Here is a 14041-nt window from a genome sequence, read left to right as displayed (position 1 = left end):
ACATGACTAACCGAATCTGTCATTCATGCGCTTTTATGTCGCCCGTTAACAAGTGAATTCATCTTCAAAAGCGCCATTACACATAGAGGACTGTACTATGATCACCATCCATCATTTGGGTGTTTCCCAATCTGACCGCATTGTTTGGCTAATGGAAGAGCTTGGCTTGCCATATAAACTGACATGGTATGACCGGGATCCTAAAACAGGAGGAGCACCTAAAGAGTACCTTGCACTGCATCCCACCGCTACCGCGCCCGTTATCACGGACGGTGACCTCGTGCTGACCGATTCTAACGCCATCGTAGAATATATTTGCCAACGTTACGCACAAGGCAAACTTTGCATTGCACCTGACAATGTGTTGTACCCTGATTACCTTTACTGGATGCAGTATCATAACCACTTGTTGTCCGTGTTTTTTGGCAAAAGCGGCCTTGGTGGGGAAGGTGCGGAATCTGGCTTTGCGAAAATCCTCCAACGTCGTGAAGACAGCTACTACCAGCATTTAAACAATCACTTAGCGACCTCTGAATTTTTGGTAGGCAACGAACTCACCTGCTCAGACATTCTTATCATGTTCGATCTAACCACCTTTCCTCTTTTTGGTGGCAAAACCTTAGAAGGGTTAGACCATGTGCAAGCCTATGTCGAGCGTGTTTCCGCTCGTCCAGCCTACCAAAAAGCCATGGCGTTAGCTGGCCCAAGCGCGAAAAACCCAAACGCTTAACCTAGCATTTTTTGCCTTATCATGGCTTAGAAAGAAAAATAGAACAGACATAAGAAAGCCCATCGTATGACGGGCTTTTTTGGTTCTCACTGTAGCTAAATTTATAGTATGCGCATGTACATACCAGAAGAGGTCGGCATTGTTGCCTTGGTAAAACCAAATTTTTCATAAAATTCTGGTGTGCCATGGTCAGCCATCAGACTCACATAGGCCGTCGTTGGTGCGTTTTTATGTAACCAATTCACCAGCGCCTTCATAATTAAAGAACCAACACCCTGATGCTGATGCTCTGGTAAAACCGCCATGTCAGTGATTTCAAAGAAGCATCCCCCATCACCAATCACTCTTCCAATACCGATTGGCAGGTTATTAGAGTACACAACAACGCCAAAAAGGCTGTTTTTTAAACCTATGGTTGCGGCCTCAACCGATTTTCTGGATAGACCTGCTTGAAGTCGTATGTCGATATAGTCTTTTACACTTGGAATTTCATTACGAACGTCGTAACTCATCAATTTATCCTTTTACCAATTCAATGGGATGTTCTAAACACTTCGCTTTCTACTAACCCATGGATCTCACGACTGTGCGGGATCGCGTAGATGATGGTGATGCAAGCTGAAAGAGTCAATTTGACATCATAAAACCCCATCCTAGCCTTCCCCTTAAATAAGGGGAAGGAACTTGGTTAGTCGCTAGCCCATGGATCTCACGACTGTGCGGCGGGATAACGAATACGGTCACTAAGATGCCTTTGGAAAGGTATAAATATCACGACTCAGCCCATCTGGAAATTGACTTCGCCTTGATTTAACGCCTCCCAAACGCTCGACCAAAGCCCTCGCACTCTCATTTGAATCATGCATATAGGTTTCCACTTCATGCCAAGCAAACTCGTTATAAGCATGGGCAACGGCGGCGATGGATGCTTCTTTGGCATACCCTTTACCTCTTGAGGTTGGCAGTAACCACCAAGTCAGCTCTCTTGGCCAACCTAATCCTTGCCAAAAACCACATACACCAACAATGGTTGCGGACTCTTTTTCTTTGATCGCCCAAACACCAAAGCCATCAATATACCAACCGCCCAAGTCTTCTTTTAAACGCCCCAACGCCTTACCACTGGAGATTGGTCCGCCATAAGCTTTAGAAGCTTCACCATTGGTATAAAACGCATTATATGCTTCAACGCACTCAATGCTGGGAGGCACCAATAATAAACGTTCTGTTTCAATTGTTGGAATCATCATTAACAACTTCTTATATTTTTAAGCTAAGCCCCATCTTCAGTGAGGATGTTCTAAAGCGCAGTTCGCCTCGTCCGCTTCATTTTCTATTTGAATGGTGGCATGTTCGATTGAAAACTCATCGTGCAGATGGTGTTGTATGTGGTGTAAGAATCCCTCTGGGGTCACGTCTTTCACAACTAAATGCACGGTTAAAGCCACTTCCGTGGTGCTTAATGGCCACACGTGTAAATCGTGAATACGAGCGACTTCAGGTAAATTTTCTAGATAACGCCGCAATGCAGGCATGTCGATTTTATCTGGCACCGCATCTAGCGTGTAATTCATGGAGTCTTTTAGCAGCCCCCATGTTCCGATGAATATGATAGCGACAATTAGTAGGCTGATCACAGGGTCGACCCATAACCACCCTTTCCACCAAATAAGTGCCCCCGCAATCACCACGCCTAACGAAACGGCCGCATCAGCCGCCATGTGCAAAAATGCTCCTTTGATATTCAGGTCGTGATGGTGATCTCCCATAAATAGCAGCGCTGTCACGGTGTTGATCACCACACCAATAGCGGCAACAACCATCATGGTCACACTAGCAACCGGCGCCGGATGAGAGAAACGAGCGATGGCTTCCCAAGCAATAATACCCAATGCGGCCAATAGCATCACTGCGCTAATCAAAGACGCCATCACGGTGACTTTTCGAAAACCGTAAGTGCGCTTTTCGGTCGCTGCTTTTTTGCCTAATACGCTCGCTCCCCAAGCCAACAATAGACTCAATACATCGCTTAAGTTATGTCCAGCATCCGCAATCAAGGCTAAAGAATCGGCGGCAAAACCGTAGAGAAATTCAATGGCTGTAAAAAAAACATTGAGCGCAATACCGATAGCAAACGCACGGTTATAATGACTAACATGATGACTATGGTCGTGACTCATATAACCTCTTGTGGCAAATAAATGAGATCTATTGCCTTCTAACTTATAGGAAAGCAAAGCTTGAGAAAACCATTTCGTTCACTCAATCCCAATTAGAACGGCGCAGTCTTTTAACTTGTCCTTTTTGTTTTTTTACATCTAGGCGTTTTTTCTGAGCCGAGCGGCTTGGTTTCGTGGGACGACGCGCTTTTTGTTGTTTAATCGCGTCCAAAATCAGCGCCTTTAAGCGCATTAAAGCATCTTCACGGTTTAGTTCTTGAGTACGATATTGTTGTGCTTTTATGACAATATCCCCCTCTTTCGTTAGTCGAGAGTCACTGATTGATAATAAACGCTCTTTATGAAATTCTGGTAAAGAAGAGCTTGCGACGTTAAATCGCAGGTGAATGGCAGAAGACACTTTATTCACATTTTGACCGCCCGCTCCCTGCGCTCGAATCGCGGTCAATTCGATTTCATGATCAGGAATGGTCACCGCTAGGGAAAGTTTTAACATAAAAATAAATGATCTTGCTTTATTAACTGTGGAACGCCATTGTATCAGTCTTACAGACTGTTTGCTTTGGTGCATCGTTTCTGGGTAAATTATCGGTTACAATCCCACTCTTATTTCGAACCATTAGGAGCTTTTTTGTGACTCAATTTCGTCCTTGTATTGATCTACACCAAGGCAAAGTAAAGCAAATCGTCGGTGGTAGCCTAAATGACAAAGGCGCTAAAGAGAACTTTATCAGCGAATATAATGCGGCGTATTATGCAGCCCTTTATCGCGAACATGGGCTCACTGGAGGTCATGTCATCGCGCTTGGTAAGGGTAACCACGACGAAGCATTGAGCGCACTTCGCACTTATCCTGGTGGCTTACAATTTGGTGGTGGTGTGACAGCTCGCAATGCTGCTGAGTATCTAGAAGCAGGCGCATCCCATGTTATCGTGACCTCTTATCTTTTTAAGGATAAGGAGTTTTCATGGGATCGACTCGATAAAATCAAACGTGAAACCGGTGTGGATCGCTTAGTATTAGACCTAAGCTGTCGTCGCACAGAAGACGGTTGGTATATTGCCACAGACCGCTGGCAAACCATTACTTCCATGCCAGTGACCCACGAAAGCTTGATAGAGCTTGCAGATCATTGCGACGAATTTCTTATTCATGCTGCTGACGTAGAAGGCTTACAGGCGGGAATTGATGAAGAGTTGGTTGCCCTGCTCGGACAAGGCTGCCCAGTGGCCGTCACTTACGCTGGCGGTGCTCGCTCTTTAGAAGACTTAAAACGCGTTAATGAACTGTCAAATGGGATTGTCGATTTAACCATTGGCAGTGCCTTGGATATTTTTGGTGGCCAAGGTGTAACGTTGGACGCTTGCATCCTATGGAACCAAGCACACTCCGCGTGACAGGCGATTTAACAATCGACTTTGATGAAACGGACATAAGACAACATCCAAAAGATGTTGTCTTTATAAGCTAATGGTTCTTTATCAATCGCTGCATTCAATGGCGAACCCACAAGTTGCAAAAAATATGTAGAAAACCAGCAATATGCTTTGCATCGACACTTTGTGCAAGAAATTAGCAAATTAATATGTTACAGTATTTCATTACAATTTCTAGACGGTAAAAGCATTTCTTTTTCAGATACACTCAAGGTCTTTCTATATTCTAGACAAAGGCCATTACATTAAAGCCTTGCACTGGGCTATAAACTAAAAATGTTGTTTTAAGGTTGGCGCTGTCCGAAACCAATCAAATCAACATAGGTGCACAGGATGAAAAGAATTTGATAAAAAAACTGGTGCGTATCCTGATTTTCTACGCATCTCGACATGGGCACTAGCATACCGCATACTAGCAGCCATTATTTTAAACTCTAATCTCAGGATTATACGATGTTACTACTTCGTGCTGGCGTATTAATTTTGCCACTATTACTCAGCGCCTGCTCAACGCCATTTTTAAAAGACATGACACACGCTAAAGGCGAGCAGACGGCTAAAACAGAACAGACAGATAAGACGACAGAGCAATCAACACAAAAAACGACAGAAAAAACAGCAAGCAATAACACAGCGACAAAAGTAAAAACGTTTAAAGAGCAAAAAGAAAAACTGGATGCGTTATTAAACACCGCGAAGAAACAATATGACGAACTCCGTGTTCGAGCAGGTATTGCTCCCGACGAGCCACAAGTTAATATCAGCACCCTGACTTCTGCAGACGCTATTGCCAATGCAGAACAGGATGTTATTGCGTACAACAAGCAAACGGCCGCAAAATTAAGTGCTCTTGATGCCTTGGTTGAACAACGTAAAAACGCGCCTAAAAGAGGCGACTTGCTAAAAATATTCATTCACAAAGCGGATATCTCTTTGCCGAAAGGCAACTTCATGACGCAACCACTCATTGGTCAATGGGTCAGAGGCGAAAGCCGTATGATTCGTTTAAAAGACAGTATTTTATTTGATACAAAACATTCTGAAGACATCAAAATCACCTACTCAGAACGTTACCAGATTTTGGTGAATGGCCAAGTCATCAGTGTGGTGAAACCGTTCTCTGACAAAAGTACAGTCCCTTTCGATGTCAATACTTCAGAAGACGGTGGCAAAATCAAAGGCGAGTTGGATTACAGTGTGGTGACGTCTAGTCAGAATTAATCTCACGGTTCTAACACTTAGGGCAGCCATTCCATAAAAATGTTATCAATAGAGGCGTTTTTATGGTTTGTTTGCTCTAGTTGCGTTTTTTGCCTTAGCAATTGATTTACTTTAGGCACTTTGCGGCTGTCAGGACACTTGAAACATGTCGACGGTTCTAGCCACAAACCAAACCGGCTTGTTGTCGTCGATGGCTCACCTGATCCAGCGTCATTTGAATGCTCGCTAAAAACTCACTAATCCGCAGCGCAAATAAACGATCTTTGAGTTTTGTCACTAAACGTTTGATGCGTTTCAGTGCCTGTCGGTTAATACTCATGATTCGATTCGGAAGATTTTTGTCTGATGCCTTAATAGCATGCAAATAGGCTTTGCCAATATAGCCAGCTTCTGGGTTCATACTACCACTGTCTTTCGGTAACTCCCCTAAACAGACTAACAGTTTTTCCGATAACGCAAGATACTGATTCGCTACCATTTGAAACACATGTTGCTCAACTGTATTGGCGACTCGGCCCTGTACTTTTGCATTTGCATAGCCGCCATCGTAACTGATCGAAAAGATATCCCATACTAGGCAGGCATCACTGATTAACGGACTTCCATCGTCTTTCGCTTCACTCGTTTTCATTGTTACTCCCATCAACAAATGGTTTGTTTTGTGTAAATAACACAAATAACAACTAGGTTTTATGAAAAGTCTCTTACAAAGGCTATGCCAACTTACCAAAGCTGTGATTCTATGGGCTTATATTATCGATAAGCGATATTTTGCTAACGATTTTACTAACAGTAATCGGAAGAAATTACAGGTTCGCATGTCAGCTTTACAAGCTCGCGACCTTACCATTTTCAAGGAGAGGTATATGCCATCACCAAAGCTTTTTATGCACACACGTGATCCATTATTGGCCTCAGCGCTACTGGGGTTGTCTGGTGTTCGACAATTCGAATTGTCCATCAGCAACCAAACGGACTCCTGGTTGGAGCAACTGTCTGAATCTGGATGTCAGATCGCCCTTATAGAGATAGACAGCCTTAAAGATCAAGCTCTAGCTAATCTAGATAACAGCTCATTACTGCAAAGCGTGGAGTTTTTATTCTTTAGTCAGGGTGAGCCTGACCCAATGCTCGATAATTTGATGAGTAAAGGGGCGGGGTTCCATTATCGTGCGCCATTTAACTACGATCTGGTCAACGCGTCCCTCGAAGAAAGTTATAAAGAGCTGTCGGTGAGAACACACCGTCAACAGAGCAGCACCAGTTACTTGGATCAGTTCTGCTTATTACTAGGTTCTTCCAGTGCGATGCATAGTTTGTACCGTACCATTCGCAAAGTCGCTGTCACGAAAGCCAATGCCTTTATCGTGGGTGAAAGTGGTGCAGGTAAAGAACTTGTCGCCAACAGTTTGCATGTATTTAGTGAACGCTCTAATCAACCCTTTGTTGCGGTCAACTGCGGAGCGTTAAGCCCAGAACTGATCGATAGCGAGTTATTTGGTCATGTGAAAGGGGCTTTTACTGGTGCTCATAAAGACCACATTGGCGTGTTTGAACAAGCCAAGGGCGGGACATTATTTTTAGATGAAATCACCGAAATGCCCTACGAGTATCAGGTAAAACTCCTACGTGTATTAGAAAGTGGTGAATATAAACCGGTCGGTAGCCAAACGATTAAAATGGCCGATGTCCGAGTCATTGCCGCCACCAACCGTTCGCCACAAGAGGCTATAGAAGAAGAGGTTTTCCGCGAGGATTTATATTTTCGTCTTGCGCAGTTTCCCATTGATGTGCCCCCTCTTCGGGACCGTGACGATGATGCCTGTGGGTTAGCACAACACTTTCTTACCTATCGTAATAAACAAGAAAACACTCACAAACAACTGTCTGATTCTTGCTTAACGAAAATTCGCCAGTACCCATGGCCTGGTAACGTTCGAGAGCTCAAATATGCGATTGAACGGGCTTACATTATGTCGGACGACGTGATTGAAGCGGATGACTTGGTTCTTCATGGGGGTTATCAGAAAAAATCATCTGAAATAGAGGCTTGTATACCACAAGGCATGAAGCTGGAAGATTTGGAAAAAATAGCCATTACCCAGACCTTAAAACAAAACCTTGGCAATAAAACTGACACTGCGCAGCAACTTGGCATCAGCGTTAAAACGCTTTATAACAAATTAGATAAGTACGAAAACGCCGCTAGTCAGCTTTAACATTAGCCTTAATAAAAAATGGCGAACCTCTAATGGGTTCGCCGTTTTTTATTCACCTTAACGACACATCATTAGCAACCATCTTATGCGTTCTCTGCCGAGGATGCTGTATGCAAATCGCTTGTTTGTTGCATCAAATCTTCTGGCACCACCACACTCAGTGACTGTGGATTGACAACAATCTCAATGCTATCAGCCTCTCGTTCTTCTCCATCAATTACATAACGACCGACACTGCTAATGTCGACTTTAACCTGCTTAGCCGAGCGGTGGAAAACCCCATTATTACCCTCTTGCGCAGCACTGTCTTCATGACGGTCCCCTAAACCAAGAAGCGCCAACTCTGCCAAATTAAGAATCTGAGTACGCTCAGGGTCCAGCCAAGTTAAATCTAGCTCGCCATCCATGATATTGGGCAACCCTTTTCCTTGTGCCAACAAAGTGGTAACCGGAGCGGCATTGGCAATGGTTAAACTTGGCGTGCGAATCACAAAGGGCTCATCATCATTAAGGGTGACAGAAAAGTCATGTATTTCATTTTGACCAATTGCCTCCCACAGGCCTTGCAGATAAGCAAATTGTCCACTGGTATTCTTTTTAGTGCGATCCGCTTTCTCAATCATTTGTTGCTCAAAGCCTACGCCTGCTAACAACAGCATCAACTCGTCATTGCATGTTGCCGTATCGACACGCAGTTCGCAGCCTTCAATTAAGTTCAAACAAACCGTCTCAAGAGGCGCTACTTTTGACAAGGTTCCACACAACACCTGATTAAAGGCGTTCGCGGTCCCTAATGGTATAATGCCCAATTTAATATGGGTGCCAACCAGCGCACTCGCGACTTCAGTCACGGTTCCATCACCACCACAGGCAATAACCAAATCAGGCGAATATTGAATGGCTTCTTTTGCCAAAGCGGTCCCATTCACCTCAGGCGTCGTCGTTTTTACCGTGAGGTCATAATAGGCCGATAAATAGCGGAGAATATCGCTCCTTTTTTCTTCCCACTCACGCCGTCCTGCTACCGGATTGGCGATCAACCAAGCGGTATTATGAACCTTCAGTAGTTTTTGATTATAGGAACGTTTTAATCGCTTAAACTGACGTTTATTGAGACGCGCGGTTTGGCGAATCCCACGAATTTTTCGCATGACATCATCTGGAGACATATCCGCATTTTGACTTAGCAAATACGCCGCCAGCATAAATACAGAACGCCCACGCCCTAGGGCACAATGAATCACTACGGAGCGATCATTTTTACGATGGGTATGGATCCAGTTTAAGGCTCGCTGGATCTGTAAATCAGACGGTACTGAATGATCTAAAATGGGAATATTCAGGTAATCTATGTCGCCTTGATAGGTTACCCAATTAAGTGAACTAAACTCTGCGGTCACATCGAGAACAGCACCAATGTTTTCGTTTTTTATATCATGAACATCAGAAGGAAAAAGGCGTCTTGCTAAGTACAAACCTTCGTCGATTTTCTGCAATGCAGGCACCGGATCGTTATTACGCGCCCAACTGTTATACAGCTGAGTACTCCACAAAAAAGGTAAAAAAATCCAGCGAATATAAATAGGAACCGTACCATCGGAACGCTTTCTAAAGATGGCTGGCTTATTGAGAAGATAGGCAAGACTGACACAAAAAAAAGACAGGGCAAACCAAGCCCAAGCTAATTTAAAATACATGTTATTGGTAAGGATACACAAAAGAGCAAAAACGGCTGTGATAAGCAAATAATAATTTGGCTTAAACAATCACACTCTCCTTCAATCGTTTTATCGTTCTTTTTACTGGCAACATCAGCCATATAATACACAATAACGAATTTACTCCTATGAGCGAACCCCCTAGCCATTAACGAGCTGGGGGGATTGCCCAAAAACACCCCCTAGCAATCAGAGTCTTTTGCATTCATGCCTTCTTTTGCTTTTTCACAGGCATCTTCGACAGCATTCCCTGCATCGGTTGCTTTATCATTAATCGCCTCACCCGCCTCATGCGCTTTGTCGCTTAAGGCGTCACCTGTTTTTTTCAACTGGTCGCTGGCTTTATCAATGGTTTGCTCTACTTTATTGTCTGTCGTCGCAGAATCATTTTTTGACACACTATCGTGATCATCGCTACAGGCTGTTATAGACATTGCCGTTACTGCCACGAGTGCACCTTGAATTAAAATACGCTTAATGCTCATGAGAACTCCTTGTAAATAAAGTTTAGACTAATTTAAAAAAAAAGCTCTTTCATAAGGAAAGAGCTTATGTTCTTGATCTCTCGCCCTCATTAGTTCGTCGTACTAGATGAACCTGTTGAACCGCCAGAAGTCGAGCCATTGGCCGCTGGTGCAGCAGGAATAGAGCTGGTAGACGTAGACGAATCTGTTGACGCACCACCATTGTTTAAAGACTGTTGTTCAGTCGATGGGGCTTGATCCGCCGCTTTGGCGTCGTCACCGTCGCTAGATCCTTGACACGCAGCCAAGGTTGCTGCAGTCATCACAATAAAAGCACCTTGCAATAATGTACGTTTCATATTCATTGTTCTCTCTCCATTTCTCGGTTTAGTTATCTAAAAAGTAACCTTAAAAAAACAAGTACCAACGCATTTGCAAAAGCAAAATTGAAACTGGTGATACCAAACCATTGTTAACACCAGGCACAAATGACATTGCTTGTTTATCGCTTTCGATGAAGAGTATTGCGAAGGCTGTGCCAACTTCAAAAAAATATCACCAACCAATTGATTTCAAAATATTTTTTATTTTAAAAAAGAAATCTAGTGGTCACTTTTCTCACCCAATAAAAGGTACTTTTTACAATAGCGATGAGTAACTGTTTCCGTCGGCGAAATGTAAAGACGCAAATAATGTGACCAAGTGGTCGAATAAGAATCGGCCACTCACGACAATGATCCGCTCAAGGAAGCAACTCTCACAGAAACCATGATAGAGAAAGAATAGAAAGGGGCAAAAGTTAGACTCAAAAGCCCCACCAGAGAGTAGGATCAAGCATCTGGTGGGAGAAGAAATTACTTATTTAGGTGCGCTGGCCTTGTTTTATAAAGTCAGCAATCCATTTCAGAACCGCAGGGGAATCCAGCGTTTCGCTCTCCACACTTTGCAAGCCTTGCTCTGATAATGCATCTGGAATGGGGTTTGCCTTTAGCATATCGATCAAAGCGACCTCATAGGCTTTATTAAATTCAGGGTGCCCTTGCAAGGTAAAAATGTGATTGTCGTAGAGCAACCCAGCATATTCACAAAAATCCGATTTAGCAAACACACGCGCACGCTCAGGCTTGTCCACCACTTGATACTGGTGCATGGCGCAGATCGCAAAAGAGGTCACGTGATCAGGGATATAAGCATCATGACCAACACGTTGATAACGATGAATACCGACGCCCCATCCCCCTTCAAACCGCGCAACTTCCCCCCCCAAAGCATCAGCAATGATTTGATGACCAAAGCAAATGCCAACCAAAGGCTGCTTGTTGGCGTCAATGTCGCGAATCAGATCATTTAATCTCAGCATCCAAGGAAGACGTTCATCAACATTTGATTTAGACCCCGTAATGAGCCAAGCATCACATTGACCTGCTGAGTCTGGGAAAACATCGTCACGTACATCAAATGTCTCAAACTCAAAGGAGGCATCCTGCTCTTTTAGTAACGTCACAAACATCTCGGCATATGAGCCAAACTCTGGTAACAAAGCGTCAGAAGTAATACCTGTCGCAAGAATACCTATTTTCATACAACCCCCTTTTTAAATACCTAATTTATCTCGAAAGGCATAATAAGCCGCTCCGAGGGCAGTATAAGGAACACGCAACATCCGACCACCAGGGAAAGGATACTGTGGTAATCCCGCAAACACATCAAAGCGTTCCGTATCACCTTGCAATGCGTCCGCTAACACTTTCCCCATAAGATGTGTGCTGGTCACGCCGTGTCCACTATAACCTTGCGCATAATAAAGGTTTTTACCAATACGGCCTACCTGTGGTAGGCGTCTCAATGTTAATAAAAAATTCCCCGTCCAAGCATAATCTATTTTCACATCCCGCAGCGCAGGAAAGGTTTTAAGCATTTTCGGCACAATTAAAGATTCTACCTTATCGGGCTCCCGAGCACCGTAGGTGGTACCACCACCGTAAATCAATCGACCATCCCCAGATAACCGATAGTAATCCAGCAAATAATTACAGTCTTCAACACAATGGTCAGTTGGTAGAATGGCCTTTTGCTGCTCAGGGGTAAGCGGTTCAGTCGCAATGACTTGAGTGCCACAAGGCATGGCTTTTTTCTCAACATCAGGCAGGATGCCCGTTAAATAGGCATTGCCCGCCACAACTACTTGCTTGGCGGTAACCGACCCTTTTGCCGTCGTTACCTGACATAGCTCGCCTTCAACTACCTTCGTCACTGCCGACCCTTCGTAAATGACGCCCCCTAAGGATTCAAATGCCTTGGCCTCGCCTAGTACTAGGTTAAGTGGATGCACGTGTCCACCCCAATGGTCTAATAACCCACCGGCATAACGGCCACTGCCGATGTGCTCTTGGATGCTGCTCGATGATAATAAAGTCAGTTGATCGTGACCATGAGCTTCCCAAAGTGCCTTTTTCGCTTTCAGTTCGTTAAACTGCTTGTCATTACAGGCGGCAAAGATGGCCCCTTCTTTTAAATCACAATCAATCTCATAAGTAGCCACTCGCTCACGAATAATGCGCTGACCTTCAAATGCCATCGCCGCCATTTGCTCGCCAACCACCTCGCCATAGTGATGCTTGATAAAATCAATATCTCGACTATAACTGTTTACAAGCTGGCCTCCGTTTCGGCCAGACGCCCCAAAGCCAATTCGGCTTCCTTCAACCACAATGACCTTAAGCCCCTGCTCTGCAAGGTGCAATGCCGTTGAAATACCAGTGAACCCAGCGCCGACAATACACACATCGCAAGATTGCTCACCGATCAGCTCGCTACGCATGGACTTATCATGTGCCGATGCCGCGTAATATGAAGTGGTATGTAACGGATTTTCTTGGTCGGACACGGTCATAGATAGCCTCACACAAAACACATTAAAACAGTCAAAGTAGCGCCATTTGAATGTAGCACAGCGGGAAAGTCTATACCCTAACAGGGGTATGGCTAGACGGCTTAATCCTAGTAAATTCTACTGGCGTCTTGAATTCTCGCTGAATTTGCTACGAATCTAAGTTATCGTTATACATAATCACTAGACAGACGTGTTATAAATCGCTATTTAGCAATACGCTGTATCCATAATTAAGCGATGCGAGCAATCATCCCTAAAACTTGTAAGAGAAGTGTTATGAGAAAAGTAACCGTTGCCGCCACTCAAATGGCGTGCTCTTGGAACATTGAAGAGAATCTAAACAAAGCTGAAGCCTTAGTCAGACAAGCGGCACAACAAGGTGCTCAAATCATTTTGCTGCAAGAGCTTTTCGAAACGCCTTACTTTTGCATCGAAATCAGCGAGTCTTTTCATGCTCTCGCTACAACGCTGGAGGAAAATACGGCATTCAAACGCTTTTCAGCGCTCGCCAAAGAGCTAGAAGTAGTTTTGCCATTTAGCTGGTTCGAAAAAGCGGGCAACGTGCGCTACAACACTGTCGCTATGATTGATGCTGACGGTAGCCTAATGGGCACGTATCGCAAAACACATATCCCTGACAGCGATGGCTACTTAGAAAAATATTACTTTAGCCCTGGTGATACAGGCTTTAAAGTGTGGAACACACGCTATGCCAAAATCGGTGTTGGCATTTGTTGGGATCAATGGTTTCCAGAGACCGCTCGTTGCATGGCGTTACAAGGCGCTGAACTCTTGTTCTTCCCGACAGCAATTGGCAGTGAGCCAAGCCAGCCAGAACTAGACAGCCAGCCCCATTGGCAACAAGTGATGCAAGGGCATGCCGCCGCCAACCAAACACCCGTTATTGCGTCCAACCGAATTGGTACGGAAACCGCGAAATATCGTGACTTGTCATTAACCTTCTTTGGCTCGTCTTTCATCACCGACAGCACGGGAGCAAAAGTAGCCGAAGCGGATCGTACGACGGAAGGGGTATTAATACATGAGTTCGACTTAGATCAGCTAGCCTTCCAACGTCAAGCGTGGGGGCTATATCGAGATCGTCGCCCTTCGCTTTATCATACCATTCAAACATTAGATGGCGTCACACCTGCTAAATCCTAACAAGGCTTTGTAAGA

Annotated in this window: 15 protein-coding genes; 5 read left to right on the top strand and 10 right to left on the bottom strand. The window is 44.4% G+C overall.

Features of this window, described 5'->3' with window-relative positions:
• Window positions 1–97: 97 nt before the first annotated feature.
• Window positions 98–730, top strand: coding sequence for a glutathione S-transferase family protein (locus AC0VYI_RS07365; protein ID WP_475448332.1), 633 nt, complete (start codon window positions 98–100; stop codon window positions 728–730).
• A gap of 101 nt (window positions 731–831) precedes the next feature.
• Here AC0VYI_RS07365 and AC0VYI_RS07360 read toward each other — a convergent pair whose 3' ends face one another.
• The 4 genes from AC0VYI_RS07360 to arfB form a co-directional block, all read right to left on the bottom strand.
• The gene (locus AC0VYI_RS07360; RefSeq protein ID WP_475448330.1) at window positions 832–1242 is read right to left on the bottom strand and encodes a GNAT family N-acetyltransferase; all 411 of its coding nucleotides are present in this window, start codon (window positions 1240–1242) and stop codon (window positions 832–834) included.
• 231 nt (window positions 1243–1473) lie between these two features.
• Entirely contained in the window at window positions 1474–1980 is a 507-nt protein-coding gene (locus AC0VYI_RS07355) for a GNAT family N-acetyltransferase (RefSeq protein WP_475448328.1), read from the bottom strand.
• 36 nt (window positions 1981–2016) lie between these two features.
• On the bottom strand, window positions 2017–2910 hold the full coding sequence (locus AC0VYI_RS07350; protein ID WP_475448326.1) for a cation diffusion facilitator family transporter: 894 nt from the start codon (window positions 2908–2910) through the stop codon (window positions 2017–2019).
• Window positions 2911–2992: 82 nt separating this feature from the next.
• Complete coding sequence (gene arfB, locus AC0VYI_RS07345; RefSeq protein ID WP_199476141.1) at window positions 2993–3406, bottom strand: alternative ribosome rescue aminoacyl-tRNA hydrolase ArfB; 414 nt, start codon at window positions 3404–3406, stop codon at window positions 2993–2995.
• A gap of 137 nt (window positions 3407–3543) precedes the next feature.
• Between arfB and hisA the strand changes: the two genes are divergently transcribed.
• A complete protein-coding gene (gene hisA / locus AC0VYI_RS07340; RefSeq protein WP_475448324.1) occupies window positions 3544–4308 on the top strand; it encodes a phosphoribosylformimino-5-aminoimidazole carboxamide ribotide isomerase in 765 nt (254 codons plus the stop codon).
• Window positions 4309–4800: 492 nt separating this feature from the next.
• Window positions 4801–5568: a hypothetical protein gene (locus AC0VYI_RS07335; protein WP_475448322.1), complete on the top strand. Its 768-nt coding sequence runs from the start codon at window positions 4801–4803 to the stop codon at window positions 5566–5568.
• Window positions 5569–5725: 157 nt separating this feature from the next.
• Here AC0VYI_RS07335 and AC0VYI_RS07330 read toward each other — a convergent pair whose 3' ends face one another.
• Window positions 5726–6199, bottom strand: a complete 474-nt coding sequence (locus AC0VYI_RS07330; protein ID WP_199476138.1) for a hypothetical protein — start codon at window positions 6197–6199, stop codon at window positions 5726–5728.
• A gap of 235 nt (window positions 6200–6434) precedes the next feature.
• On the opposite strand from AC0VYI_RS07330, the gene AC0VYI_RS07325 reads away from it, so the two are divergent.
• Entirely contained in the window at window positions 6435–7787 is a 1353-nt protein-coding gene (locus tag AC0VYI_RS07325; protein ID WP_475448319.1) for a sigma-54 interaction domain-containing protein, read from the top strand.
• A gap of 83 nt (window positions 7788–7870) precedes the next feature.
• Here the strand turns inward: AC0VYI_RS07325 and AC0VYI_RS07320 are convergent, their stop codons facing one another.
• The 5 genes from AC0VYI_RS07320 to AC0VYI_RS07300 form a co-directional block, all read right to left on the bottom strand.
• On the bottom strand, window positions 7871–9553 hold the full coding sequence (locus AC0VYI_RS07320; protein WP_475448317.1) for a diacylglycerol kinase family protein: 1683 nt from the start codon (window positions 9551–9553) through the stop codon (window positions 7871–7873).
• A gap of 134 nt (window positions 9554–9687) precedes the next feature.
• Entirely contained in the window at window positions 9688–9990 is a 303-nt protein-coding gene (locus tag AC0VYI_RS07315; protein ID WP_199476135.1) for a hypothetical protein, read from the bottom strand.
• Window positions 9991–10079: 89 nt separating this feature from the next.
• Window positions 10080–10334, bottom strand: a complete 255-nt coding sequence (locus AC0VYI_RS07310) for a hypothetical protein (protein ID WP_199476134.1) — start codon at window positions 10332–10334, stop codon at window positions 10080–10082.
• Window positions 10335–10831: 497 nt separating this feature from the next.
• A complete protein-coding gene (locus AC0VYI_RS07305) occupies window positions 10832–11551 on the bottom strand; it encodes a glutamine amidotransferase-related protein (protein ID WP_475448315.1) in 720 nt (239 codons plus the stop codon).
• Between the two features lie 12 nt (window positions 11552–11563).
• Window positions 11564–12862, bottom strand: coding sequence for an NAD(P)/FAD-dependent oxidoreductase (locus AC0VYI_RS07300; RefSeq protein ID WP_199476132.1), 1299 nt, complete (start codon window positions 12860–12862; stop codon window positions 11564–11566).
• A gap of 276 nt (window positions 12863–13138) precedes the next feature.
• Between AC0VYI_RS07300 and aguB the strand changes: the two genes are divergently transcribed.
• Window positions 13139–14026 (top strand): N-carbamoylputrescine amidase, encoded by an 888-nt coding sequence (gene aguB / locus AC0VYI_RS07295; RefSeq protein WP_199476131.1) that lies wholly within the window; start codon window positions 13139–13141, stop codon window positions 14024–14026.
• Window positions 14027–14041: the final 15 nt, after the last annotated feature.

It is taken from the genome of Marinomonas sp. 63XJN7_9_ISO-PGPR-S23-217 (genome assembly GCF_056173515.1).
This window is presented reverse-complemented; position numbering and strand designations above follow the sequence as displayed.